This is a genomic window from Peribacillus sp. QJM3NY_7, from assembly GCF_056173225.1.
This window is the reverse complement of the sequence record NZ_CM149663.1, coordinates 4,129,767-4,154,409: the sequence shown is the minus strand read 5'-3', so window position 1 is coordinate 4,154,409 and position 24,643 is coordinate 4,129,767. Positions and strand designations below refer to the sequence as shown.

General features: G+C 40.8%; 28 protein-coding genes, 1 pseudogene and 3 riboswitches. Of the genes and pseudogenes, 13 read left to right on the top strand and 16 right to left on the bottom strand.

Going from position 1 to position 24,643, the window contains the following annotated elements:
- Positions 1 to 373: 373 nt before the first annotated feature.
- Complete coding sequence (locus tag AC0VX1_RS19915) at positions 374 to 1,345, bottom strand: DMT family transporter (RefSeq protein ID WP_057276807.1); 972 nt, start codon at positions 1,343 to 1,345, stop codon at positions 374 to 376.
- 501 nt (positions 1,346 to 1,846) lie between these two features.
- Between AC0VX1_RS19915 and AC0VX1_RS19910 the strand changes: the two genes are divergently transcribed.
- Positions 1,847 to 2,131 (top strand): AbrB/MazE/SpoVT family DNA-binding domain-containing protein, encoded by a 285-nt coding sequence (locus AC0VX1_RS19910; RefSeq protein WP_053536026.1) that lies wholly within the window; start codon positions 1,847 to 1,849, stop codon positions 2,129 to 2,131.
- A 59-nt stretch (positions 2,132 to 2,190) separates the two neighbouring features.
- Here AC0VX1_RS19910 and AC0VX1_RS19905 read toward each other — a convergent pair whose 3' ends face one another.
- Both AC0VX1_RS19905 and AC0VX1_RS19900 read right to left on the bottom strand, forming a co-directional pair.
- On the bottom strand, positions 2,191 to 2,628 hold the full coding sequence (locus AC0VX1_RS19905) for a GNAT family N-acetyltransferase (RefSeq protein ID WP_475468512.1): 438 nt from the start codon (positions 2,626 to 2,628) through the stop codon (positions 2,191 to 2,193).
- A 256-nt stretch (positions 2,629 to 2,884) separates the two neighbouring features.
- Positions 2,885 to 3,328, bottom strand: a complete 444-nt coding sequence (locus AC0VX1_RS19900) for a GerAB/ArcD/ProY family transporter (RefSeq protein ID WP_475468510.1) — start codon at positions 3,326 to 3,328, stop codon at positions 2,885 to 2,887.
- A 234-nt stretch (positions 3,329 to 3,562) separates the two neighbouring features.
- Here AC0VX1_RS19900 and AC0VX1_RS19895 point away from each other — a divergent pair, with 234 nt between their 5' ends.
- The 6 genes and pseudogenes from AC0VX1_RS19895 (at position 3,563) to AC0VX1_RS19870 (ending at position 9,402) form a co-directional block, all read left to right on the top strand.
- Positions 3,563 to 4,081 carry a YfiT family bacillithiol transferase gene (locus AC0VX1_RS19895; RefSeq protein ID WP_475468508.1) on the top strand — a complete coding sequence of 173 codons (519 nt, stop codon included), beginning with the start codon at positions 3,563 to 3,565 and terminating at the stop codon, positions 4,079 to 4,081.
- A 25-nt stretch (positions 4,082 to 4,106) separates the two neighbouring features.
- Positions 4,107 to 4,619, top strand: a complete 513-nt coding sequence (locus AC0VX1_RS19890; RefSeq protein ID WP_475471833.1) for a GNAT family N-acetyltransferase — start codon at positions 4,107 to 4,109, stop codon at positions 4,617 to 4,619.
- Between the two features lie 23 nt (positions 4,620 to 4,642).
- A complete protein-coding gene (locus AC0VX1_RS19885) occupies positions 4,643 to 5,128 on the top strand; it encodes an SRPBCC family protein (protein ID WP_475468506.1) in 486 nt (161 codons plus the stop codon).
- 628 nt (positions 5,129 to 5,756) lie between these two features.
- A pseudogene (locus AC0VX1_RS19880) lies at positions 5,757 to 6,014 on the top strand (MFS transporter); the annotation flags it as partial.
- A 673-nt stretch (positions 6,015 to 6,687) separates the two neighbouring features.
- Positions 6,688 to 7,173 (top strand): methyl-accepting chemotaxis protein, encoded by a 486-nt coding sequence (locus tag AC0VX1_RS19875; RefSeq protein ID WP_475468505.1) that lies wholly within the window; start codon positions 6,688 to 6,690, stop codon positions 7,171 to 7,173.
- Between the two features lie 1,026 nt (positions 7,174 to 8,199).
- Complete coding sequence (locus AC0VX1_RS19870; RefSeq protein ID WP_475468503.1) at positions 8,200 to 9,402, top strand: C40 family peptidase; 1,203 nt, start codon at positions 8,200 to 8,202, stop codon at positions 9,400 to 9,402.
- Between the two features lie 5 nt (positions 9,403 to 9,407).
- Here AC0VX1_RS19870 and AC0VX1_RS19865 read toward each other — a convergent pair whose 3' ends face one another.
- The 7 genes from AC0VX1_RS19865 to AC0VX1_RS19835 form a co-directional block, all read right to left on the bottom strand.
- The gene (locus tag AC0VX1_RS19865) at positions 9,408 to 10,037 is read right to left on the bottom strand and encodes a poly-gamma-glutamate hydrolase family protein (RefSeq protein ID WP_475468501.1); all 630 of its coding nucleotides are present in this window, start codon (positions 10,035 to 10,037) and stop codon (positions 9,408 to 9,410) included.
- 84 nt (positions 10,038 to 10,121) lie between these two features.
- A complete protein-coding gene (locus AC0VX1_RS19860) occupies positions 10,122 to 10,271 on the bottom strand; it encodes a CapE family protein (RefSeq protein ID WP_156319646.1) in 150 nt (49 codons plus the stop codon).
- A gap of 69 nt (positions 10,272 to 10,340) precedes the next feature.
- Positions 10,341 to 11,924, bottom strand: a complete 1,584-nt coding sequence (locus tag AC0VX1_RS19855) for a gamma-glutamyltransferase family protein (protein ID WP_475468499.1) — start codon at positions 11,922 to 11,924, stop codon at positions 10,341 to 10,343.
- Positions 11,925 to 11,998: 74 nt separating this feature from the next.
- Positions 11,999 to 13,282 (bottom strand): CapA family protein, encoded by a 1,284-nt coding sequence (locus AC0VX1_RS19850; RefSeq protein WP_475468497.1) that lies wholly within the window; start codon positions 13,280 to 13,282, stop codon positions 11,999 to 12,001.
- Between the two features lie 10 nt (positions 13,283 to 13,292).
- Positions 13,293 to 13,742, bottom strand: coding sequence for a poly-gamma-glutamate biosynthesis protein PgsC (pgsC, locus tag AC0VX1_RS19845; RefSeq protein WP_034309410.1), 450 nt, complete (start codon positions 13,740 to 13,742; stop codon positions 13,293 to 13,295).
- A gap of 15 nt (positions 13,743 to 13,757) precedes the next feature.
- Positions 13,758 to 14,939: a poly-gamma-glutamate synthase PgsB gene (gene pgsB, locus AC0VX1_RS19840; RefSeq protein ID WP_034309408.1), complete on the bottom strand. Its 1,182-nt coding sequence runs from the start codon at positions 14,937 to 14,939 to the stop codon at positions 13,758 to 13,760.
- Between the two features lie 793 nt (positions 14,940 to 15,732).
- Entirely contained in the window at positions 15,733 to 15,948 is a 216-nt protein-coding gene (locus AC0VX1_RS19835; RefSeq protein ID WP_053536010.1) for a hypothetical protein, read from the bottom strand.
- A 629-nt stretch (positions 15,949 to 16,577) separates the two neighbouring features.
- Positions 16,578 to 16,620: riboswitch (PreQ1 riboswitch) on the top strand.
- A gap of 55 nt (positions 16,621 to 16,675) precedes the next feature.
- Here AC0VX1_RS19835 and queC point away from each other — a divergent pair.
- Genes queC through queE form a run of 3 tightly spaced genes read left to right on the top strand, consistent with a single transcriptional unit; the run spans position 16,676 to position 18,532 of the window.
- Positions 16,676 to 17,341 (top strand): 7-cyano-7-deazaguanine synthase QueC, encoded by a 666-nt coding sequence (gene queC / locus AC0VX1_RS19830; protein ID WP_034309401.1) that lies wholly within the window; start codon positions 16,676 to 16,678, stop codon positions 17,339 to 17,341.
- Positions 17,341 to 17,811 (top strand): 6-carboxytetrahydropterin synthase QueD, encoded by a 471-nt coding sequence (queD, locus tag AC0VX1_RS19825; RefSeq protein WP_475468493.1) that lies wholly within the window; start codon positions 17,341 to 17,343, stop codon positions 17,809 to 17,811. Before queC ends, queD begins: the two co-directional genes overlap by 1 nt.
- Positions 17,804 to 18,532, top strand: a complete 729-nt coding sequence (gene queE, locus AC0VX1_RS19820) for a 7-carboxy-7-deazaguanine synthase QueE (protein ID WP_063575422.1) — start codon at positions 17,804 to 17,806, stop codon at positions 18,530 to 18,532. The genes queD and queE overlap by 8 nt, the downstream gene beginning before the upstream one ends.
- Before the next feature lie 44 nt (positions 18,533 to 18,576).
- Here queE and AC0VX1_RS19815 read toward each other — a convergent pair whose 3' ends face one another.
- From AC0VX1_RS19815 to AC0VX1_RS19800, 4 genes are all read right to left on the bottom strand, one after another.
- Entirely contained in the window at positions 18,577 to 18,924 is a 348-nt protein-coding gene (locus AC0VX1_RS19815; protein WP_475468491.1) for a DUF4260 domain-containing protein, read from the bottom strand.
- Between the two features lie 51 nt (positions 18,925 to 18,975).
- Positions 18,976 to 19,545 carry a TetR/AcrR family transcriptional regulator gene (locus AC0VX1_RS19810; protein WP_187049893.1) on the bottom strand — a complete coding sequence of 190 codons (570 nt, stop codon included), beginning with the start codon at positions 19,543 to 19,545 and terminating at the stop codon, positions 18,976 to 18,978.
- A gap of 175 nt (positions 19,546 to 19,720) precedes the next feature.
- The gene (locus AC0VX1_RS19805) at positions 19,721 to 20,161 is read right to left on the bottom strand and encodes an SRPBCC family protein (protein WP_063575424.1); all 441 of its coding nucleotides are present in this window, start codon (positions 20,159 to 20,161) and stop codon (positions 19,721 to 19,723) included.
- Positions 20,162 to 20,203: 42 nt separating this feature from the next.
- Positions 20,204 to 20,680 carry an SRPBCC family protein gene (locus tag AC0VX1_RS19800; protein WP_475468489.1) on the bottom strand — a complete coding sequence of 159 codons (477 nt, stop codon included), beginning with the start codon at positions 20,678 to 20,680 and terminating at the stop codon, positions 20,204 to 20,206.
- Between the two features lie 237 nt (positions 20,681 to 20,917).
- A riboswitch (PreQ1 riboswitch) is annotated at positions 20,918 to 20,960 on the top strand.
- Between the two features lie 50 nt (positions 20,961 to 21,010).
- Here AC0VX1_RS19800 and AC0VX1_RS19795 point away from each other — a divergent pair.
- Positions 21,011 to 21,553, top strand: a complete 543-nt coding sequence (locus AC0VX1_RS19795; protein WP_063575425.1) for a VUT family protein — start codon at positions 21,011 to 21,013, stop codon at positions 21,551 to 21,553.
- Positions 21,554 to 21,574: 21 nt separating this feature from the next.
- Entirely contained in the window at positions 21,575 to 21,721 is a 147-nt protein-coding gene (locus AC0VX1_RS19790; protein ID WP_153246159.1) for a hypothetical protein, read from the top strand.
- Positions 21,722 to 22,004: 283 nt separating this feature from the next.
- Here AC0VX1_RS19790 and AC0VX1_RS19785 read toward each other — a convergent pair whose 3' ends face one another.
- Positions 22,005 to 22,325 (bottom strand): PadR family transcriptional regulator, encoded by a 321-nt coding sequence (locus tag AC0VX1_RS19785; protein ID WP_268564450.1) that lies wholly within the window; start codon positions 22,323 to 22,325, stop codon positions 22,005 to 22,007.
- 310 nt (positions 22,326 to 22,635) lie between these two features.
- On the opposite strand from AC0VX1_RS19785, the gene AC0VX1_RS19780 reads away from it, so the two are divergent.
- Positions 22,636 to 23,382, top strand: a complete 747-nt coding sequence (locus AC0VX1_RS19780; RefSeq protein ID WP_034309382.1) for an alpha/beta hydrolase — start codon at positions 22,636 to 22,638, stop codon at positions 23,380 to 23,382.
- Between the two features lie 102 nt (positions 23,383 to 23,484).
- Here the strand turns inward: AC0VX1_RS19780 and AC0VX1_RS19775 are convergent, their stop codons facing one another.
- The gene (locus tag AC0VX1_RS19775; RefSeq protein WP_475468487.1) at positions 23,485 to 24,189 is read right to left on the bottom strand and encodes a DUF421 domain-containing protein; all 705 of its coding nucleotides are present in this window, start codon (positions 24,187 to 24,189) and stop codon (positions 23,485 to 23,487) included.
- A 213-nt stretch (positions 24,190 to 24,402) separates the two neighbouring features.
- A riboswitch (purine riboswitch) is annotated at positions 24,403 to 24,503 on the top strand.
- The last annotated feature ends 140 nt before the right edge of the window (positions 24,504 to 24,643 follow it).

Below are 24,643 nucleotides of genomic sequence, written 5' to 3'. Positions count from 1 at the left end.
CTTTACGAAAAGATAGCTACAAAGTATGTGAAAATAGCCTTTTATTTAAATAACGCAAGGTAAGGTACGAGACACCTGGGGTCGAGCGCCTGGAGTGGAAATCAACAAATAATGAAGGGATAGATATGGTAGTGTAAACGGCTGAGGAATTTGCGGCGGTGCAGGTCAATTTTTCGGATCTTAACAAAGAATGCTAATATAAGAATTAGATTACAGAGTGAATGAAGGTGGCTCTTATGGAGAAGCAGGTTCATATTTTAATTGTTGAAGATGATAATGATATTAGCGGATTGGAATAAAAGAACGTAGTCTGCTTCAGTTTTCAGCTCAAAAAAGCCCCGAAATCTTATCCGGGGCTTTTTTGGCTTGCTATTTAGGCATTCACTGTCCGTTTAGGGGATGGACCTTCTTTTTTATGTGATACATAGCTATGCAGGATCATTCCCATGATGACGATAAAGATGCCGAACCACGATAACGGAGAAGGAATCGGTAAAGATAGGAATAGTAATTCGCCAGCCAGGGCAAAAAGGACCTCCATCGATTGTGTTGCTTCAACTGAAGCTAATTTCTGCATATTTCCGCGTACCAAATCGGTTGCCATGAAAAAAAGGACCGTGGCGATGACTCCAGAAAATAGTGCCACCAAAAGGGATTGGAAACTCTGCATCTTCGTCGGCGCACCTACTGTAAAGAAACCGTACAAGGAAAGCAAAAGCCAGAATGGAAGACTCGCCAAAGTCATTCCCAAAACCCGCTGATAAGCATCCAGACGTCCTTCGGATACTTCCATCATTTTGCGATTTCCCAAAGGGTAGGCAAACGAGGCGATGACGATCGGGATCACTCCCAGCCAAAGATCGGCCATTGAAATGTGTTTGGTATGTTCCAGCTGCATCAGGATGATCCCAAGCAGAATGATCATGGACATGAGGAGGCCTTTCACAGAAACCCTTCCTCTTTGCCTTTCGATTCCATCTTTCGTTTGGACATTTTCAAAAAACAGCGGCGCAAGCAGCGCACCCGAAATGATCGTGATTTGCCAGGTGCCGGCGATCAGCCAGCCAGGTGAGTAGGCGGACGCAAAGCATAAAGGAGCATAAAATAACCCAAATCCGACAAAACTCCAAAGCAGCCAAGGACCCGGCTTTTCTCTCATCACTTGTAAAAGGGGACGCAGGTTTTTTCTGCTCCATACGATACACAACAGAAAGGGCACCATGAAGAAATAACGCAGCGAAGCACTCCAAATCCAACTTCCGCCAGACAGCTCCATGGCCTGATTCAAAACAAACGTAAATGCAAAAAAGAAAGCAGAACAAATACCTAATATAATCGGACGCAATTGACTCACCTCAATCTGTTTTATGAGTCAGTAAGACTCTGGAAGGATGGCAATCGTTTCGGCTTTCTGAAAAAAATTCGGATATATCCACTGTTTCAAAAGCGGAATGAATTTTCGGAATATTATAAGCGATCAATTTAAATTTTCCTTCAAAAGCAAAAGAAAATCAACAGGATTCTTTTAAGCTAGTGAAATTCATTCTTCGTGATTCGACATGAAATGAAAAGAAAGCTTTTTGGAATTAAATGAAGGCGTTTCCACTTGTGAATTTAAATTAGAAATATATACCAAAGGGAGGAGCGGTAAACGTTGTCCTGACGCGTGTTATGAAGGAATTGATAATATTTCATATAAAAATCATATAGAGGCAGATAGTATAAGAAGATACGAGAATTGACGAATATGGTAGGTAGTGGTATCTTAATAGAAGTGCAAATAATGTCGAATGGTGACGAAATATATAAATGCAACATTCGCAAGAAAGTTAGTGGGGTAAATTAAATGAAATCTACAGGTATTGTACGTAAAGTTGACGAATTAGGGCGGGTAGTCATTCCAATTGAACTGCGCCGAACATTAGGAATTAATGAGAAAGACGCTCTGGAGATTTATGTAGAACAAGAGCGCATCATCCTTCAAAAATATAAACCAAACATGACTTGTCAGGTAACAGGTGAAGTTTCCGATGACAATATGAAACTTGCTGACGGTAAATTAATACTTAGCCCAGAAGGTGCCGAACTTCTAATTAAAGAAATTCAAGCCAGCATGGAAACTGCTAAATAATTAATATACTAGATAAATAGCATCCAAGTGTAGGGAGGTTTTCCCTACACTTTTTTTAATTAAATGGTGAAATAATAAAAATGGTTCGATTCACGGGCGAAACCAATCTTTTCATAAAGTCTCTGTGCTTTCACATTATCCTGGCCAGTCTCCAGTGAAACCCCTTTAGCACCTGTTTCACGTGCAAAACCGATGGCCGCGTTCAATAACTCCTCGCCAAATCCCTTTTTACGGGCGGACTCCTTCACGAATAAATCATTCAATATCCATGACCGCATCATACTCACAGACGAAAAAGAAGGATACAATTGTACAAAACCAATTGGATTTCCTTCATCAAACGCCATAAAAACCACAGACTCCCCTTTTGTCAGCCTTTCCTTTAAAAACTCTCTTGCACAACCAGGATCAGAGGTTTGCTCATAAAACACCCTGTATAAATCAAAAAGTTCCGTCAGTGATTCCAGCTCATGTAATGTAGCCTTCTGTATGCTCATAAATGGCCCCCTAAATGTTAGAATACTCTAAATTTACCATTTAACCATGCTATCCGCCAAATTCCGGACCGCATTTTCCAGCCCCCTAAATCAGGATGGAGCTCAAAAAGGCACCATCCTGATTTTTTTCGGCTATAAACCCAAGGTGAGCAGCAAACTTATGAGATATCAGCGTTTACTCGTGAGTTTAGTCGATTTACTCGTGAAAATGGAACAAATACTCGTGAATTAAGCCGATTTACTCGTGAATTCAACATTATCCAATAATATTGGGTACTATAAATTCCAAACCGAATCCTCGAATTTCATTATTCCAGTGGTTTAGCAGCGTAAACGGAATGATAATCGCTAAACTTGGGGTTTCAAAAAGAAAGCTTGTAGTGATCCAATCTATCGTTTCCTTTGTAGTCGCCAAAACAAGGCTGATCAGGTAGATCACGATAAAGAATAAAGCGATATTTTTAATATGTTTTCCAAATCTATTTTCAAGCCAATCCGTCAGGGATTGATTATTCATATTCTTGATTATCCTCGATAATATGTAGACCCAAATCGGGATCAACCCAATCGTAATGATAGAAAAAAACCAAGCATCCCTTCCGCCGGTGGATAGGAGGAAAGGGATCAAGATAACGTGATTAAGAAGGCCGATTGATAAAAAGAAGATGCTGAGGGTTTGTATCGAACTAATTTTCTTCAAGATGATCCTATCCCCATTTCCATTGTTTAAAGATTGGATTGATGCATATGCCATTCATTTGTTTATGGTTGCTAAATATGGAAATAGTATACGTGCTAATGATATGGATTAAATTTCCTTATGGGTAATCATGAGCCGGGAGAGCAAAGCATAGTATGCCGGAAAAAGGATTTGTCTTAATCGATAAAGAATATATATAGATGCTATTTTTATTGAACATAAGGGGGATTGAAGATGGATTTAAGATACCCGATTGGAAAGTTTAAGTTTGACCGGGAAATTACTAGTGGTATAGCCGAGGGGTGGCTCAAAGAGATTGAAGCTTTGCCTCGGATGCTTCGTGAAGCGGTAGGTAACATGGATGATGAACAGCTTGATACGGCTTATCGGCCTGGAGGATGGACGGTCCGCCAGGTGGTGCATCATGTTGCCGATAGTCATATGAACGCGTATATTCGCTTCAAATTGGCCCTTACGGAAGAAAGTCCTGTCATTAAACCGTATGAGGAGGGGCAATGGGCAGAGCTGCCTGATTATGATTTGCCGGTTGAAGGTTCTCTATCACTAATCGAAGGTATACATATCCGAATGGGCAAACTTTTATCGGACCTTCATGCGGACGACCTGAGCAGAACATTCATCCATCCTGATTCAGGAGTGGTTACTGTCGGTGAAAATATAGGAATTTATGCATGGCATGGACGCCATCATCTGGCTCACATTACTTCTTTATCAAAGCGCCAGGGATGGTGAATATGACTCTGAAAGGCGTGATTACGTGAATGCCGATGTGAAAATCGAACAATTAACTTCAATCGGATACCATCTTAATGAACTTTCCGAACTATTGGTGCAAGTGGTGGATGATGGTGCGTCCATCGGTTTTTTACCACCCATGAAACAGTCTGAGGCCGTTGATTACTGGGGTAGTGCCATGAATCGTGATGTGATTCTGTTGGTTGCTAAGTTACAGGGTAAGATTGTCGGGAGTGTGCAGTTACATTTATGTTCAAAGCAAAATGGCGGCCATCGAGCGGAAATCGCAAAATTAATGACACATACTGGTTATAGAAGAAATGGCATAGGACGATCACTCATGCTAGAGGCTGAGAAGAAGGCCAAGCAGGAAGGGCGGACATTATTGGTCCTTGATACGAGGGAAGCAGATCCTTCAAATCTCCTGTATACCTCATTGGGATATATTCAGGCAGGCAGGATTCCTGATTATGCGAAATCTGCAAATGGTGAATTCCAACCGACCATTTTTTATTATAAAAATAATCTCGGGTAACGAATTGAGTGGGGGGAATCCAAGTGCAAGCTGTAATCGAAAAAAAAGGTAATGGGATTATCGCAAGATTCGATCGCCTGCTCAATCATCCGGTTGAAAAGGTATGGGGTGCTTTAACGGAGAATGATAAGGTGGAAAGGTGGATGTCCAACCTGGAAATGAAGGACCTCCGAAAAGATGGGACGATAAAATTCAATTTCAATGATGGGTCAGGGAAATCTTTTGATATGAAGATCAGGGACTTCCGGGAATCTGCCGTTTTAGATATTGAATGGGGGGACGGCTGGGTTCGTTTCGAGATATCCCCTGAAAAGGATGGATGCTCATTGGTATTGAAAGAATCCATCACGCCAGTTAATGATCATACATCAAAAGATTTGGCAGGCTGGCATATTTGCCTTGATATGTTTAGTGATTTACTTGATGGACACCATCAGGACTTCCCAATGGATGAATGGGAAAAATGGCATAAGGAATATATGGCCGCCGTCAAACGAATGGATGGATAATGGATGTGTGACATGCAGCAGGATATATAAGGAAACGGAACGATGAATTTCGGCCAAAGCCGAAGTGATGCTTCTGCCAGAAGGAAGTTTTTTATTGATATTCCAGTTGGCTCCATGTTAAGATGACTTTAACTTTTGAGAAATGGAGGTTTTCCTTGTGACATTTATCAGACTGCGTTTCCAATCTTTGAACCGTTAATTGAATACGTTCAAGAGCTCTGCCGTCCGCAGGGTAAATGGGAATGGTCTGTCTATTTTTAAGGAAACCCTCATTTTACGCATTTAAGAAAAAAGAGACGATTTCAACTCTTTTTTGTGTCCAGCTGAAGCCGGGGCAACCTTTGTGATCAAAGGTTTTCACGATTTCAGTTGACTATAAAATGGAAGAATTATAAGGGGAGAATTACTTTACCTATCCAAAGGTCATTTTGGATAAGTGTAAGATCCTCCATTGTATTGACCAAACCGAAGGCCAGTGGGAGATTGATTTTTTATCGTTAAAATACTCATCCTCTCAGGTTTCTTTAGATAGGTTCTGATCCATTTACTCTAAACACAGGCAAATAGCCTGTGTTTTTTTTAGGGCATCAAGAAAAAAATATTGAAAATAGAATGAGGTGTTTAAGAGATGAAATCATTAAATGATCAAGAAAAGGACAATTGGAAAAAGAATATCACCCTTTTTCTAGGCAGTCAGACGATATCCCTCTTTGGTTCGTCCTTGGTCCAGTATGCCATCATGTGGTATATCACGTTGAATACACAGTCGGGTGTCATGATGACGATATCCATCGTTTGTGGTTTCGTGCCCACCTTCATACTCTCCCCAATCGCGGGGGTATGGGCAGATCGCTATAATCGGAAGATACTGATCATTCTTTCCGATCACCATTTTAATAATAGGTGCAATTGGTCAGCAATTCACCAAGACGGGTAAAAAGTAAAATGAGTTATCACCTTTCCTTCATGAAAAGAATCAGCTTCGAATTCACTAGACCGAGATATTCTAATGTCGGTCTAGTTTTTTATTAAAAAAATGTTCCAGTTGATTTCAGAAATCCCGCTGCCTTTCCGCCGACAGTCTGCCAAGCCTCCTCGACGCAAGCGTCTGCAGTGTCTCGTCTAGCCAGTTATTCGGCAGGAGTGTCGCAAATTACTTCAATCGATTAAGGGTTTCAGTAAAAAACATGAAGGATAATCTAGTCTTAAGAATATTGGGGATGAGACTAGCCTAGAGTTTTCTTGAAAAATGTTCCAGTTGATTTCAGAAATCCGCTGCCTTTCCGCCGACAGTCTGCCAAGCCTCCTCGACGCAAGCGTCTGCAGTGTCTCGTCTAGCCAGTTATTCGGCAGGAGTGTCGCAAATTACTTCAATCGATTAAGGATTATAGTAAAGAAACATGAAGAATAAACTAGTTTACTTTTAAAATCTTGGTTCGGGCGAGAGTAATTCGAAACTTCCTTTTGCCGAAAAATTGATGGAACCGCCGGACTGTAGACGAATTGGAGAAGAAGAGCCAGTTTCCCTACAATATTTCTTAAAAAAGAAGTTCCAGTGATTGGAACGTAAGGTACGAGACTCCTGCGGGGAAAGCGTGGCCAAGGGAGACCCCGCAGGCGAGCGCCGAGGAGGCTCACGGACCGCCCGCGGAAAGCGAGTCCCTGGAGTGGAAATCATTACACATACCCCCTTTTCGGAAATCGCTCCCTTACCGCCGACTGCCTGCCAAGCCTTCACAGCATGCACTAGTGGGGTCCCGGCCCTTGTAAAGCGAGTGTCTGGAGGCAACGTTTCACATTTTACAATGGGCATTGTTTTTCGGGTCACGAATGCCATATCGAAAATATCGGAACAAACCAATTTATTATCTTTGAATGCATCTTTAGAAGCTGCAAGGGCAGGTGAGTCCGGCAAAGGTTTTGCTGTCGTGGCGAATGAAGTAAGGAGCTTGGCTGATGGTTCAAAAGAAGCTACAAAAAACATTCAAGCAATCATCCAAAGCATTCTGTCAGATACAGATGAATTGCTAAAAAACGACCAATGAAACGAACTAAATCAGCAAGGATCAGAAAAATGCCGTGAGCACGGTAAGTGAAGCCATGAAAGAGCTGGAAGATTCCGTAGGGAAAATATCCAATTCGATTAGGAACAAGCTGCTTCTTCCAATGAACTTGTTCAATATACACAGCAGCTTACCCAGTTAATAAATGATTTGGAGCAGACGTTAGGGGAATTCCAGATAGAGAAGTAGGGAATAACAAGTGTTGCAAAAAGGGAGGCCATTACAGTGGTTTCCTTTTTTGTTAGATTGCCATTACATCATTCTAAAGAGGTGAATCGCTGGGACATCTCTTTATGGTGGACATATTCAATGGAAGTACAAAAGTACAATTTAGAGGATCGGGTCAAGTATCCATGCTTTTTTTACAAAGGGGAATAATATATAGGAATCGGACAAGTCGGCACGGATATTAAAAGCTTGCACAAATTTATATGCGATAGATTCATAGTAAAGAGAGGGAAATGCCATTTAGCTTTCCCTTTATTTACTTCTGCTAGATGATGGGTGATACCAATGGATTTTGGGTTCCTGATCAAAAACCCATCGCCTTCGTTATCAATTTCCGTTTGTTATCATGCAAAACCTCAAATACGTTTCCCCTCCAAAACTATATCTTCCCTTTTTATCAAAGTGTTCACTCCTATATCGTCATCCTCATCATAAATAGGGCAAGCCGTATATATACGACTTTATCATGACCGGGATTTCTCTAATCTACCTTTACCCATACTGCCAAGATAAACAAAATCCTTTAGGAATTCTTCGATTTCCAACTTTTATCGATGAGGTATAGGAATAAAGGTTTGCTTTTATGGTGTTTAATTGAATCCGACTGTTTGTTTTTAGGGAAAGCAGACTGAAAGTTTCATTTATTTTACCGATAATATAATTGCCGTAGACATTAAGGTTCATCTGATTAAGTGGATGATAGGATAGAAGGTTCATATGATGGTATTTACTTGAACATCATAAATATAAAAATATTTAAGCGTATAAAGGAAGGTTAAAATGTTTAATGGAAAAATAAGCTGTATGATACTGACATTGGTATTCATGGTTAGTTTCATTTTCTTACCTGGTTTAAAGGCCGAGGCTGCAGATCCTGTGCATACTGTAAGCTCTGGCGAAACGGTGGAATCGATTGCCAAGACATATGATATATCGGCAGAGCAATTGATGAAGACGAATGGTTTACCGGATGATAAGTTATTTGCGGGCCAAAAGTTGACGATCACTCAAACGGCGTATACCCCTTCCATCTATCAATGGTCGGAGAGAGGAAAAAAAATTGCGAAATATGCGAGATCTTTCATAGGGTTTAAAAAGACAGCTGGAGAGGAGACGCCTGAAAAAGGGTTCGATTCGAGCGGATTGATCCATTGGGTGCTGTCCCGGCAAAATGTGCCGGTCGACCGTTTGACAGTAGATGGTTTTTATAAGCAAGGGATGGATACAGTCACTCCGAAAACTGGGGATATAATATTCTTTCTGGAAAAAGACAGCTTAAAAGTCGTGACTGCGGGTATTTATGTCGGCGAAAACCAATTTGTCAATTCTGGATATGGTGCAGAAACGGTTCAGGTGAGATCCACCACAGAAGATTACTTTGCAAAATACCAAGTGGCGTACAAAACATACACTCCTAAAGGAGAGCATATCGTCCAAATGGGAGAAACGCTTAATAGTATATCGGAGCATTACAGCATTTCCATGAGTGCAATCAAAAGCCGCAACGCTTTAAATACCGATGAGTTGATGCAGGGGCAGTACCTTCAACTATACAGCAACCCGCTATTTCCGTTTTATGTAAACCAGGAGGCTGCATATGATAAAGCATATGATGTCATCAAGTATGCATACACTTTACGCGGATTCACCTATGTTTTCGGGGGAGAAGATCCAATGACCGGAATGGATTGCAGCGGCTTCATTTATTGGGTCATGAAGGAGCAGGGCCTTTCTGTAAAACGAGATTCCGCAGAGGATTACTTCTCATTGGTGCCCAAAATCGATAATCCGAAGGCCGGGGATTTAGTATTTTTTAGGGACACGGGAACAAGGGTGGGTGTGACCCATGTAGGAATTTATCTGGGTGATGGCCGTTTTCTCAATTCAACGGAAAACACCGGCGTTCATATCTCCAACCTTTCGTCAGGTTATTTTGCCGAGAAATTCGAAAGCTTCGGTCAAGCCGAAAACCTCATCGACTAAGAAGGTCATTCAACCTGTTTATATTCAAGAGTGGCTTTTTCAATGGCAGTAACGAACCGTTTAAGAAGATTACAGTGATTGACCCTGTTCTTACTGGTAAAGTCATCACCTTTGAAAAAGCTTTTTCTCAGCTTTGTGGAAAGTTCCAATTGTACGCCTGCGCCCGTTTTGGATGTGTTGGTGATGTTGTTTCCATTCATGCCTGAAAGGTGCTGCGGTGCATGATCAGTTTGAAATCCAGCTTTGTTGAGGCATTGCTGAATAAGGTTCTTATATGGTTCGTTCCTTCCGCCAATGTAAACCAGCCCATTATGTACGTCGTAGTGGCCATGGATTGAAAGGGTGGTCTGAGCGTTCGCTGCCATTGAAACGCCGCTCGGTTCATTGAATAAGCGGGATGGTATATGGAGGACCTGGTTGCCCCTTGGCTTTATGCCTTCAAATAGGTAGGTGCTTGCACAAAGTCTCTCTCCAAGTGCGGCTGCAACTTCACTCGTACCTGGTTCGATATTCCCGCCATGGATGGCTAGAACTGCAATATCAGGATTCCTGTGATGAACGATGATGCGGTAATCAAGGTATTCTAGTTCATTTTCCTGCAATTCAAAAAAATCGGTATAGCTATTTTCAATCATGGTAATCCTCCGTATCTGTGGTGTATCTAATCTTCCATACCCATTGACTGCAAAAATAAAAAAAGCGGGGATGCCCCAGCTTTTTCATTTTTCGACTGTCGTATATAGTTCTATTTTCTTTTGTTCGTCGGGTGTTAACGTTTCTGTCCGTTTAAACGTATTCATTGTCACAAGCAGGGCTGCTACAAGAAGGACAGGTATTACCCAGCTTGTTATTTTTTTTACGATATTCATATTCAAAATCCCCTTATACAACGCTAAAATTTATATGATATTTAGAAAAGGAGGGGCTGGATTGCCTGTTTATTGCTGAGCTTTCCAGCTTCCGTTTCTTCTTTTATCTCCAGCTCCGGATATTTGTCCATTTTTCTCGTTTTTAACGAGTCCTTGAACCCCGCCATAATACATGGGGGAAATCTTCTGAATGACTTCGTATCCGGAATCTTCCAAGTCGGATACAGTTTCATCCGAAAGCCTGGATTCTGTATAAATCTTCTTTCCATCAAAGACGAACCGATTACGATCGACGATATCCTGCAATGAGCCTTCATTTTCTGTATAAGAATAAAGAACCTGCATCAATACTTGCGGAATCCTATCACCGCCTGGTGAGCCGATCCCGATCGATTCCCGCCCAGGTTTCTTGAGAATGGTCGGAGCGGTGAAAGTTCTTGACCGTTTATATGCCTTTTGTGAGTTCAAGCCGGACCTGAAATTTTTCAGTTGATCGTTAAGGAAAAATCCATTTGTATAATCCCCAGATCCGAAAAAGTTACTGAGCGTATTCGTTGTGGAAACGACAGTGCCGTTTTTGTCCATTACCACAAAGTGTGTCGTACTTTCATGTTCTTCGGAACCATTCGATTCTTTATCTTCCCATTTTTCACTTTTGATCTTATTTTTAAGACCATCCAAGTGAATGGGGGAGAGCAATTTTTCCGCCTTGGAGTGACTTATTCCATCTCCAACATTGACGGCCCGATCTTGATAAGCAGTATCCGTAATGCCCCCCAAGACTTTCATATAAGCTGATTTGCTTGAAGAATCACCTAGGTTCATTTCCTCGGCTAGCTTTAACATTTCAAGAACGGTAATCCCTGAAAAGGGCGGAGGGGCGGTAAAAACATCATAACCGGCAAATGTTCCTTGGACCGGTTTCCGTTCTTTCACCTCATAGCGCTTTAAATCCATCAAGTCGATATCTGATTCCCTTTTAATATCCCGCGCAATTTCGCCTTTATAAAAACCATCAGGACCTTCATGCTGGATCTCCTTCAGTGTTTTAGCAAGTTTTTCCTGGACGAGGGTTTTGCCTGGTTCAATGGCATCACCATCAGGATAAAAAAGTGAAGTCGCATCGGAAGATATCCTTGGCTGAGCCGCTTCTAAGCGTGATGATAACGATTCGTTGACTTCAAATCCTTCTTCAGCCAAATCTATAGCCGGCTGAAGAAGGTCTGCCATTGGTACGCTCCCATACTTATCACTGATGACCTGCATGCCGGCCACTAAGCCAGGAATCCCTGTATCGTGTCTTGAACTTGGGTCTTCTGGAGAGGATTCACGATAATCGATAAATTCGGGTTCGCCGGATTCCGGGGCAATCAGCATACCGCCGCCGCCGCCCAAGCCAGATCCATAAGGTTCGACAACACCTAATACATACGATACCGCAATGGCGGCATCAGCCGCCGTTCCGCCGTTTTCCAATATATCCATCCCGACATCTATTGCGATTGGATTTGAAGAACTGACCCCATATGATTGTTCCGTTTTACTCTTTATCGGATCATTCGTGTCAGAAATAGGGGGTGTCTTCGAACATCCAGCAATATATATGAGCAAGCTTAGGGATATGAGCATTTTTCCCGTCATACGGTTCATCATCGGTTGTTCCCCCTTTTCGTTGAGATTCTAAGTTGTGTGTCTTCATTCTTCAAATAGTAGTGATAAAGCGTTCCTTACTGAATGGGTTGTATTCCAGGTTGTTTAGCTTGTACGGCCTTTTTCTCTTGTGCTGCTTTTTTCTCCAGTGCAGCTTTCTTTTCCATTGCTGCCTTTTCCTCTTGTTCACGCTGTGCCTTATGATCGATTACCTTCTTGTGATCCAAGGTAATCTCGATGCGATCCTCTTTTTTAGACCACTGGACTTTTTCACTCGTTTCCTTCGTCAACTGTCGGTAAACACGTGATTTGTCAATGGAAGAGGTAGCTGGCCTTGGTGTTGCTTCTTCAATTTGCAGCGGTACGACATCGATTGAAGCTTTTCCGTCATTCGCTAAATGGTATTGAACCATGGCTGAATCCTTTGTGCGTGTCCAGCCTTGATCGAATATGAAATTTCCTAGACTATAGAAAATGATTCCATCTTTATAAACATCGAACGATTGAAGCACGTGGGGGTGATGGCCGATGATGATGTCAGCGCCCGCATCGATGATAGCTTTAGCCAAGTCTTTTTGTCGATCGGTTGTTGATGTTGAATACTCTTGTCCCCAGTGCATATTCACCACAACCAAGTCTGCGTTGCCTTGCTTGGCATCCCTTGCTTTGCCGATCATTTCAAATAATAAATCGGGATTGGAGTTCAATAGTCCGGCTTTATCACTTTTTGATACGGCATCCTTACCGTAAACATCTGTGAAGCCAAGTGTTGCGACACGAACGCCATTAACATCCGCATAGTCGATGCTGTTTTTTGCTTCCGCAGTGTTCGATCCAACACCGACATAGTGCATATCCGCACTTTTGAATTCATCAATCGTGTCAAGGAGTCCTTGTTCTTCATAGTCCATCATATGGTTATTTGCCAATGACACCACAGAGAAGCCGGCATCTTTAACGGCTTCCACACCGCTAGTATTGGAGTTTAACCGGATGGGCGTATCGGCTCCCTTGTAGTTAGATACTTCTTCTTTTAAAGCGGTATGTTCATAATTCCCACTGACATAATCCGAATTGGCAAAATAGGGCTTCATATACCGGAAGAGGTATTCATACCCGTGCTTTTCCGTCACTTCTTCAACATAACGTCCCATCATCACATCACCGACCATTGTCATCGTCAATGGTTGATCGGATTTTGTTGCGACTGTTTTCACTTCCTCAGCCCGTCCCATCCAAGTGGTAATGACTAAAGCGATTAGTAATATAGGTAGTATGATTCCAGTGTATTTAAGATTCTTTTTCTTCGTGCGTTTAATAAAGATAAGTGTTTTTTCTTTTGCATTTAAAGTCCGTTTCATTTTTTGCACCTCAGAATAGGTAATACACGTTCATTAAACCGAATGTTATGCCGGATAATAAAAGCGTGCTGCCAAGTGTCAATGGCATTCCTTGTCTTTGTATGGTATTCGCTATCAATCCAGGTACGATTATACCGATTCCCCGAAACTCGAATATTTCAAAGGGCATGACGGGGTAGACTAAGTCCAATAGGAGTTTCAAGCAAATCCCGGTCACCATCATGGCGGCGAATTTTCTTCTTCCATATAAAATCACCCATCTTGAAAGGCCGTGGGTGACGATTAAATAAGTTACGACACTAATGATCAAAATGGTCAGCATGATTTCCCATTGATCAAATACTAATGCCAAATAACCTGGCACGATAAGTCCTGCGGGTACGACACCCGTCTTTTCTGAAAATATAAGGCTAAGCGTTACTCCCAGTACTAGGGCTACATATAAATCCGATCCAAACATTAAGGTTCCTCCTACTTAACTTGCTTTTTGCTTTGTTTTAGATTTCATGAATGCTTCAATTAATGGTTCCGCTGCACCGTGAATATTCCCGACACCGTAGACGATGCGATTTTTCATCAATGGGCGGAGACGGGCCACGATTTCTTCAGTTGACCAGTTTTCTAAATCCCAATATTCTTTAGTATCCAATTTACCTTGCTCGAATACCTTCGTGATTGGTGATGTAGTTTCACCAATGGCAATGACGATTTCGGATTTTATGTACGGCAATACATCTCTAGCAAACTGCTCGGTACGGTCCACACGGTCTGCACGGCAGTTCATGATGACGATAGGAGGTTCTGTGCTGTATCCGAACGTATTGACACGTTCCCATATGTTCAGCGTCGATGCCGCGTCGTTTGCAGCAAAGCCATTGACAAAGAAAGTTGGCTGGATGCGATCTCCGAATTTGGTGATCCGCATGGCCCCTGGATCTGGATGTGCATTCAGCATGCCGCGGAAAGCCGTTTTTTCATCAATTCCCAAAGCTTCCGCAACGGCCAAGGCCAGTGATGCGTTATCCGGAAATACCATATAGTCGAATTCGCGTAAGAAATCCTCGGAAATCCTTGAATTATCTGCAACGATCACTTTTGTGTTGCGTTCTTTGGCGATTTGTTTGAAAAAGTCCAAATATTCACTTTCAATGGTTATTAAGTGACCATTATGGGGAATGGTAGCAGTGAAGGCTTCAGCAACCTCATCCATAGTCGGTCCCATGACATCCATATGGTCTTCCAATACATTCACGATGACCCCGATGTTTGCCTGGATCATTTTGTTTTGGAAGATTAGTTGATAGTCAGGCTGTACGGCCATGCACTCACAAACCAGTGCTTCCGTGCCTAAGTCGGCAACTTCTTTAACTACACGCCGTTGTTCTCCTATGTTGGGTCCTTCCGGGCGGCGTACAATCGGTTTTTCCTTGTCGGTAAACCAATAGATCATTCTTGCTGAAGTTCCGGTTGTTTTACCTACTGTTTTGTATTTTGCTTCCTGGATCACACCTGTAATTAGACGCGTTACAGTCGATTTCCCTCGAATCCCATTCACATTAACACGTACCGGGATGGAGTCGAGACGCTTCTGATGGCGTTTTTGTTCAAAAATGCCATAGCCAAGCAAAAAGATCGCACAAATAAATATTGGTGCCATTTTTTTTTAACCTCTCTTTTTTTCAAATATTTGAATTACTGAATACACACTACATGATTTTAAACTTAATAGGCAAGAGCCAATTATTCTATCGTAATATAGTTATCAACAGCTTTTTCAAATATATGTATATTAGTGTGTAATAGTATCTAATGAGATGAATTATTTTATGAGTACAAAGATATGGCTGGAAATCGAGGGAATCGAGGTTTCATTTACACTAAATTATGGAAAGTTTAATAAAGCCCCATTTCAGTCAGAATCAACATGGTTTTATGAGCATTTGAACCTAATTCATAATGGCTATATTTGAATAATATTTTTTAAAATAAGTGAGGTTTATTACAGTTTGTTAATTGTTTATACCCATTGTTTGACATAAAGGTTACAATTTTTATGGATTTGTCATTCAATGTGAAATTTTGCATCTAACGACTCAATTAGTTGAACTCTTTTGAATATGGACAAAGATGAGTAAAAGAACACATCTCTTTTTTGTGATCTTTTCCGGTTTTTCCTTGGTAAATACCCATGGGTCTATAATTGACCTTTTACCTAAAAAATGAAATGAACTAAAGTTAACCCATTTCTTTTAAAAAATACCTAGTTTCTTCTATAGATATAGTGTTTATATAAGAATGAAAAATAAAAAAAGCCCAGAAGCATATCTGGGCTTTTGGCTTATATATTGTAAATGAATGGAATGGTCACGGATCTCCGTTATCATGGATAGATTTACCTTTTATGGGTCTTGAGTTACAGCATGGGTAGCTGATAATGGAAGGAATCCAGGTTAACTTGATTTCTTTCTCTCAGAAATCTCAAGGGTGGAGTCCTTTTTACCGCCATCAATCACATAAAATCTAGGAGCTAATCTCCTTTTTTTACGTTGATTGTCAGGATTCATCTTCATATAATTTTCGTATTCTTTGCGAAAGAATTCTTTGGTTTCCCGTTGCAATGCTTTTCTTTCGTTAAAATCTGCGATGAATTTGAAAAAACGTTTCATATGAATTCCTCCTTATGGGGTGAAAAGGTCTTAGTTTAATAGTAACATATCGTTGGTGAAGTTTAACCTTTTTTTGCAATTTTGGAGTGGAAATTATGTTTTTGTGTGAATAAAGTTGTGAATGGTTTGATTCGAGAAAAAGCATGTAATGGGTCCTTGCTGAGTAAGTGACCGTGCATGGTATTGAAAGGGAATGTCGGGATTTGCAGAAAGCGGGTATTGGAAGCAATGATTATTTGAGTTAAAATATTCCTTATATTCATTATACACTAAATATTCTGAAAACAAAGGAAAATATTCACTTCCAGCCGCTTTTGATAGATTTGCTTTTTTATGGTTCATTATTGTGTATAGTTATATATTCCCCGAATTTATGAAAATGAAACTTCCCTTATGTGGGAGGGAAAAAAGCAATTTCCCGTATACGGGCTTTAATGCTTTTCAAATTATTGGACCCCTTATCGATATTTTATTCACTTTTTTTTATCGGATTTTTAATGTGATTTTTAAGTAATGAAAAGTTAACCAAATTTGCCATCAGGTCTAATGTTCACTTTATATAAACATCTTGATTTCTTATCATTTTCAAGTTACTATTGACTTGGAAAAATATAATATTCCGCGTTAAGGCGGAAGAGGTTCTAGCTACCCTCTCAAAAAAACTAAGGAGAAACAGTGCTCTATTCTTAGGGTGCTGTTTTTTTCCGTAAAAAGGAGTTTTATAGAAATGAAGAAGAAAGAAAAGGCAGTGGTTGTGTTTAGCGGAGGACAGGACAGTACGACGTGCCTGTTTTGGGCATTGGAGAGATTTGAGGAAGTGGAAGCGGTGACGTTCGATTATAATCAGCGGCATAGCTTGGAAATCGAATGCGCTCAAAACATTGCCAAGGAATTGGGCGTGAACCATCATATCCTTGACATGTCGCTGCTGAACCAATTGGCACCGAATGCATTGACGAGAAGTGATATCGCAGTGGCGGACGGAGAAGAAGGGGAGCTGCCGTCGACGTTCGTGCCAGGGAGGAATTTGCTGTTCCTTTCGTTTGCCGGAGTGCTGGCGAGTCAGATTGGCGCTAAACATATTGTCACAGGAGTCTGTGAAACGGATTTCAGCGGATATCCTGACTGCCGCGATGTATTCATTAAATCGTTGAATGTGACCTTGAACTTATCGATGGACCAGTCATTCGTGATTGATACGCCGCTAATGTGGCTTAATAAAGAGGAAACATGGGAGCTTGCTGACCAGCTTGGCGCGTTCGACTTTGTCCGCGAAAAGACCCTGACTTGCTATAACGGAATCATCTCCGATGGCTGTGGAGATTGTCCGGCATGCAATCTGCGGAAAAAAGGACTGGATGACTATGTAAGCAGACGGAAGGTGCTTTCATGATGTACGGTTTTAAGATAGTGGATAAACTCCAAAAAATAGATGAAGATATTCAGCGCAGCCAATTGAAGTATACAAACAAGAGGGTTCTCGTGAGTAAGGAATTCACCTTTGACGCGGCGCACCACCTGCATGACTATGAAGGGAAATGCAAGAACCTGCATGGCCACACGTATAAAGTCATTTTCGGATTGAGCGGGTATACGGATTCACGCGGGTTGATGATAGATTTTGGGGACATCAAGAATATCTGGAAAAATGAAATCGAAATCCACCTGGATCATCGTTATTTGAATGAAACCCTGCCGCTCATGAATACAACAGCTGAAAATATGGTAGTCTGGATTTATGAAAAAATGGCCGAAGCCCTCTCATTAAAAGAATATGAGGGTGCAAGAGTCGAATTTGTTCGACTTTACGAAACGCCGACAAGCTATGCCGAAGCCAGACGGGAGTGGATGGAAAGTGAGTAAACTTCCGGTTATGGAAATCTTCGGGCCGACCATCCAAGGAGAGGGAATGGTCATTGGTCAAAAAACCATGTTCGTTCGGACGGCTGGCTGCGATTATTCATGTTCCTGGTGTGATTCCGCTTTTACTTGGGATGGCACAGGTAAGGAAGATACCGTTCAGATGACTGCCGATGAAATATGGGATGAGCTGAAGCGAATTGGGGGTTCCGGTTTTTCCTTCGTGACGATATCTGGGGGAAACCCGGCCCTGCTGAAAAACCTAAACGGCTTGATAGCGATCTTACATGAAAATAAAATGAAAATAGGGGTCGAAACACAAGGGAGCCGATGGCAGGATTGGTTTCTCGATATTGATGAACTGACTATCTCACCTAAGCCGCCGAGCTCTGGAATGGACACGGACTTTACCGTGCTTGACCAAATCATCTCGAATCTTGCCAATCGAAACCCAGAAAACCATGTTTCATTGAAGATCGTCGTCTTTAACGAGGAAGATTATCAATATGCCAAACATGTACATGGGCGTTACCCGGATATTCCTTTTTATCTGCAGGTCGGCAATGACGACAGCAGGACGGCGGATGATCGTCAATTGATCAGCGGCCTATTGAAGAAGTACGAAGAGTTAATTGATAAAGTGATAGCGGATGATGAATTGAATGATGTGAAAGTCCTGCCCCAGCTGCATACCTATATATGGGGTAACAAGCGGGGTGTGTAAAGTAAAGGCAGTGTGATGTTTAATCACACTGCCTTTTATGCTTATTACAGCCTTTGCATGTGTGTAGCTTTGAAGAGTGATGTGTATTTAAGGCCATATCCAAATAAGCGATCCATTCCTATATGTGCGGTCCAAATTAAACCAATCATCACCCATGCATCCGACTTTAGGAATATGGCTAACAAAATCATGAGGATGGACACGATATAAGTATGGAATGCGTTATAAACATTTGCTCCAATCTGTTCATTGATCAGATAGGCCAGCATGGAAACATCAGGGGACAAAATCAACAAAAGGAAAATCCACCAGCTGAATTCATATAACGAATAGATGTAAATCACCGCTAAAAGGACCATAAGTCCTTCAATATGAAGGAATTTCTTCACCATTTCATAACCTCCAAAGTTTAATTGACCATAGGTCAATAATTCCCGAAAAAATTATATGATGTTCTTGGTGATATTTTTTACATGAAAATAGGCTAAACCTTTTACATCTTGATAAGATAGTTCAGAATTAATGTAAAAAGTTATGAATCCGTGAAGAGAAAGAAAAATCGACCAAATGGAAGCAGGATTCAGTTTGTTGTCCGTTAGATCCGTCAAGGACTGGATTAGCTTTTCGTATGTTTTATTAGAATCGAATTGGAGTAACTGCTGAATTTCTTTTTCCTTCGATAAAAACATGATGGAATAATGATTCTGTTGGTTTAAACCGAACTCCAAGAAGCACAATAAAATCTTTTCCATTTTTACGGAAGGGTCATTTTCCGACAGGATGATATCATCGATTGAAGAATTTAAAACGGAAAAATCCGTTTTAACCAAACTATAAAATATTTCCGCCTTGTTTTTAAAATGATAATAAATGGCTCCATGGCTGCAATCCAATGATTTAGCCAATTGCCTCATCGAGACATTCGAATACCCTAACGCTGCAAAAAGGATTCTAGCTTCATTCAACACCATGTCCCTGGATAATTCTTGACCTGCCGATTTCCTTGGCGACATCTTATCACCTCCTTATTAATTGACCACTGGTTAATTAGGATGATAGCTCACGGATTTTTAAATGTCAATTATTAGGTTGGACTATATAGTACTGTTTTTAAGTGGGACTTTGCCATTTGTTTCACCAGTGTTGCAAAGGATAAACCCCCAGTTTATTGAGGGTTTATGCAATTTATTAAAAAACTAATGATGCTCTCAAAGTAGTGACGCCATTTTCTAAATAACCCTTTAAACAGGTTAATGTATATACCCAACCTTCTTTTTGTCCGATCATTTTGTTTATTATTTCAGGATCGTCTTCACTCAATCCTGATTCGTTCACTTCAATGATCGTACTCGTTTTATCCAACTCTTTTAGTGTAATGGCAACAATCGTTTCTTGATCATTTCCGCCCCATGCAAACACGATTTTCCTATTTTCCTCTACTTCCAATACATGAATGACCACTTCAGCATCGTATTCGTTGTATCTCAATGTAGGCGTCCGGCCTTTTTCCCATCTTTCCGAACTCGATGAGAACCAGAAATTCCCGATTTTTTCAGGATTCACTATGGCTTCAAACACTTCATTCGTTGGCTTGACGATCTTGAATTTCGTGATTATTTGAGTATCCATAACTAACTCAACTCTCTTTCAATGTGTTTTTATAGTTTCCGTTTAATTATCCCAGTCTACTGATATGGGCGGCAGGATCCGTCCAGTTTCAAGCAAGCTCTTCAGGTTACTTAAAAGGGCTGGCCATCCATTATTCAAGCCTTCAAAGGTATTGTCATCATAGACGAAATCTGTCTCCAATAGCTCCTCATGCCTAAGAGTTAACTTCACAGTCGAATCGTCCATTTTCTGTAATTCAAAAGTGACCCGTGTAGGCTGCTCGCGAGGGGTTTCGTCTCCTGCCATGATCCATGTAAACGAGAGCAGGTGCAACGGCTCGCATTTAAGTACTTGCCCATGATCAGTAATCCGCCCATCATCCAGCAAATATTGAACGGCTGACCCTTCTTGCCAGTCAGACTTTACTTGTAATCCGAAGTGGTATTTCTTCGTGACTTCACCACTCGTCAAGGCTTCCCAAAGCTTCTCTGGTGTAGTTGCGATATAAATAGGATAGACAAACGTAGTTTTTTTCATCATTCTTTTTCTCCTCGCCAAATAAAGTACATGACTCTATCTTTGATTTTCGGCTTTTGTATACAGCCGGTCAAGCAGTTTTAAGCGACAGAAATCGGCAAAGGGGGAAACAGGACATTGAAATAAATGGCTAAATCAATCGGTAACCGCGAAAACATACTAAAATCGACGGTATGGAAACTTCTTGATTTCCAAACGCTTTCAAGCTACGATGAATAAGGAAAATGATAATCCGCCCGGGCGGAAGAGGTTCTAGCTACCCTCTCAAAAAAACTAAGGAGAACAGGGCTCTTTCTTAGGGTGCTGTTTTTTCTGTATAAGGAGAATCAAGAAATGTTAAGAATTTTATTGTATTTAGTATCCATCATCACGGCGAATGTGGTTACAGCAGCTTTTGCGCCATTACATTTTGGCATGTTCATCATCCCGATGGGGACATTGCTCATCGGGGGAACCTTCATCTTCCGAGATCTGGTCCAGAATAAATTCGGCCGCACAAAGACCTATATATGCATCGTCACTGCACTTATTTTATCTGCATGTGTATCATTTTTATTAGGAGATACGTTACTGATTGTGTTTGCTTCCGCATTATCCTTCGTGGTCGCAGAAACAGCGGATACGGAGATTTATACCCGTTTAAAGCTCCCGATGAGTTGGAGGGTGTTTTACAGCGGGATCGTTGGAGGATTTTTCGATTCGGTGATATTTGTCGTGATTGGCCTAAGTCCTCTGGGTGCCAATATATTGCCATGGGAAGCGGTACCCGCTGCGGTCATCGGCCAAATCATCGTTAAAACGATCATTCAGTCCATTGGTGCCATATTGTTGGGACGAATCAACGTAGAACTGGAGAAACGTGTGGTCTCCAGTTAAATACTAGGAGGGATGCACTCGATGGATGGAACCAAAAAAGAAGAAGAAAAATGCTATTGCCTCGAGGCCTTTCGTGAAAAATATGGCCCGCATGTACAAGGGGAATGCATGAAGCTCTCCTGCGCCAATTATCGCAAGCATAAAGGAATAGACAAAAAAAGGACCTGATTTGGTCCTTTTTTTGCGTGATTGAAGTGACTCACGAGTAAACAGTCCAAATTCACGAGTAAACGTGCGAAACTCACGAGTAAACGTGCGAACTAAGTGTGCAGTACGAATTCACGAGTAAAAGTACGAAATTCACGAGTAAAAGAGCAAAACTCACGAGTAAACGTGCGAAATTCACGAGTAAACAGTCCAAATTCACGAGTAAAAGTCCAAACTCACGAGTAAAACAGCAAAAAAATCTTCCTGGGCCGTTCCATTAAGTGCAGGAAGCTTTTTATTTGGTTTAGAATTGCTGTGAGCTTTTTCGAACTAATTTTTCCAGGAAGAAAAAGCATTCGCGTTTCCGCTCAAGTTCGGTTTGTCCATTTTCGGTGACATGATAATATTTCCTGCGGCCTGATTCGGACTCTTTCCAATGTCCTTTTATGAATTCTTTTTTTTCTAATCGTTTAAGGGCAGGGTAGAGGGTGCCTTCACTTATTTCATAGTTGCCCTTGCTCATTTGCTTCAGGATTTTCGTTATTTCATAGCCGTAAAGCTTTTTTTGCGATAGAAGTGAAAGCAAAAGGAGGTCAATGCTTCCCTTCATTAATTCTTTATCCATATAAAATCTCCTCCTTTTCATTTTTAAAGTGTAATACGTTGTACATCGTATCACAAGGTGCATTTTACTTTTCTTAAAAAAAATGGTTAAATGACGATTGCTAAATAAATTTAATCATAGTAAAATGTGCTTCGGAACGGATGAGTTGTAAAGAGTGTGGTAAGGATACTATATATATGATTTAATTGTTTGAATGAAAATACGGAATAGGATAGAAGAATCACTACTCAAGGGGTATTAATTGATTTTTTTTCGAAAATCATTTAGATTCTATTTATCAACAAGAGCAAAGAAAGAAGGTCCTAGATAGATGAAAGTGAAAGCACCTGAGTCATTCACATATATAGGTGGAAAGAGAGCAGTTCTTCTGCTTCACGGGTTTACCGGAAGTACAGGAGATATGAAGAAATTAGGGAAGTACTTAAATGATCTCGACTATACTTGCCACGGACCTCTTTATAGTGGGCACGGAGTATCAGCCGAGGAACTTGCTAAAACTGGTCCAAAGGAATGGTGGGGAGATGTAGTTAATGGCTATAATTTCCTAAAAGAAGAAGGCTATGAGGAAATTGCAGTTGTAGGAATTTCTTTAGGGGGAGTGTTCTCATTAAAAGTGGGAATTGAATTGCCTGTAAAAGGGGTAGTTTCAATGTGCGCTCCGACGCAAGGAAAAAGTATCGATCGACAAAAGAACCGCTTGCTCAATTATGCACAGGCGTATAAGAAGTTTGAGGGCAAAGATGCAGACCAAATTGCTGCAGAAGTGAAGCTGCTTGAAGAAGAGCCAATGCCTCAACTAAAAGATGTGTTGAACATTATAAATGAGACAGGTGAAAATTTAGATTTAATCACATCTCCAACTCTTGTTCTGCAAGGGCGTTTGGATGATCCCGACTATACGGAGAGTGCTACAGCGATTTTCAATGAAGTCGATACACAGCATAAACACTTGATTTGGTATGAAAAGTCTGGCCATATTATCACATTGGGCAAGGAACGTGAACAGGTGTATGAAGATGTGTATAAGTTCTTGAATACACTGAATTGGTCGGAGTAATAAGCGATATATTTGATCCCCTTTAAGTTGAACGTGTAAAAAGCTTACAGTCGTAAGTAGGCTTTACACTATACTTGAGGGGATTTTATTTTGGCTGCAAATCTATTTGTAGAAAAAGACCTTTAAGGTATCGTTATTATCAAGAGTTGCCAATAAAATATCGTTCACGTCGGCATTATATGTTATTTTGATTCTGTTTTTCAGCCATGCTTCTTCTTTACCGCCCCGGTTCAATTCTTTAGAATCAATCTTTCCCTCTTTAATAATCGTTTTAGGAAAAGTGAAGGCGTTTGTTTCCAGGAGCATATCTGCTGGGGTTACTGCTTCATATTGGGGATCTAAAAACAATGAAATGGTACCGTCCGGTTCCCATAGCGCGAGGGATACTTTTTGAATATCTTCTACTTTTTCCTTTCTTAATTCCGATAATAAAACATCGATGGAGATTCTGGCCCTTGCTAAGCTATTGTAAATGATTTGTCCATTTTCGATAAGAGGAAAGGGGTCTGAGTCAAAAAACCTTCGGAGTTTTCCCCACTTAAGGCCTGCAAACACACTAATTATATATAAAATGACAAATACACTGGTTGTTATCATTGAGCCCTTCAAACCTAACTGTTGATCAGATAAAGGGTGGGCAAGAATGTTTCCAATAATTAAAGCCATTATGAAATCAAGTAATCTTAACTGCGAAATGGACCGTTGCCCCATCAATTTAACCGAAAGAAGCAAGAAGAAGAAGGAAATAATGGCTCTTAAAATCCACTGGATTGCAGTAAGAGTTTCCTGGCTACTAAAAAAATCCACAAAAATTCACGTCCTTATTTCCAATAAAGGAAAAGTAATGGGCCTCTTTAGAGTGGGCCGTTTATAGTTTTAGTCGGCTCCTTCATAAGTATTACCCACATTGGCCCTTCGGAGACTTTATAGACTGTTTTCGAAAAATTTATATTAGTATAACAACTTTAAAACGTATTGTAATTAAAAATAAACTGATTTAAAATGATATCTTTCCTGAGAAATTTATTTAAAAAATATCCTTGTATAATATCAGTGACAATGGTCTGATAGTTTCTACCTGGCAGCCGTAATGCCGGACTACAAGGAAGTATGAAAATAGAAGAGATGAACAGGTTAATGTTGGTTCGCTTGAAAAAAGCTTGATCCTAAAAAACATGCTTCGATGAAAGCTCTTACTTTTTCACACTTTCTTGCTGCGGCTGAAGGTGTAAAAAGGTGAGGGCTTTTTATATAAAAAAAA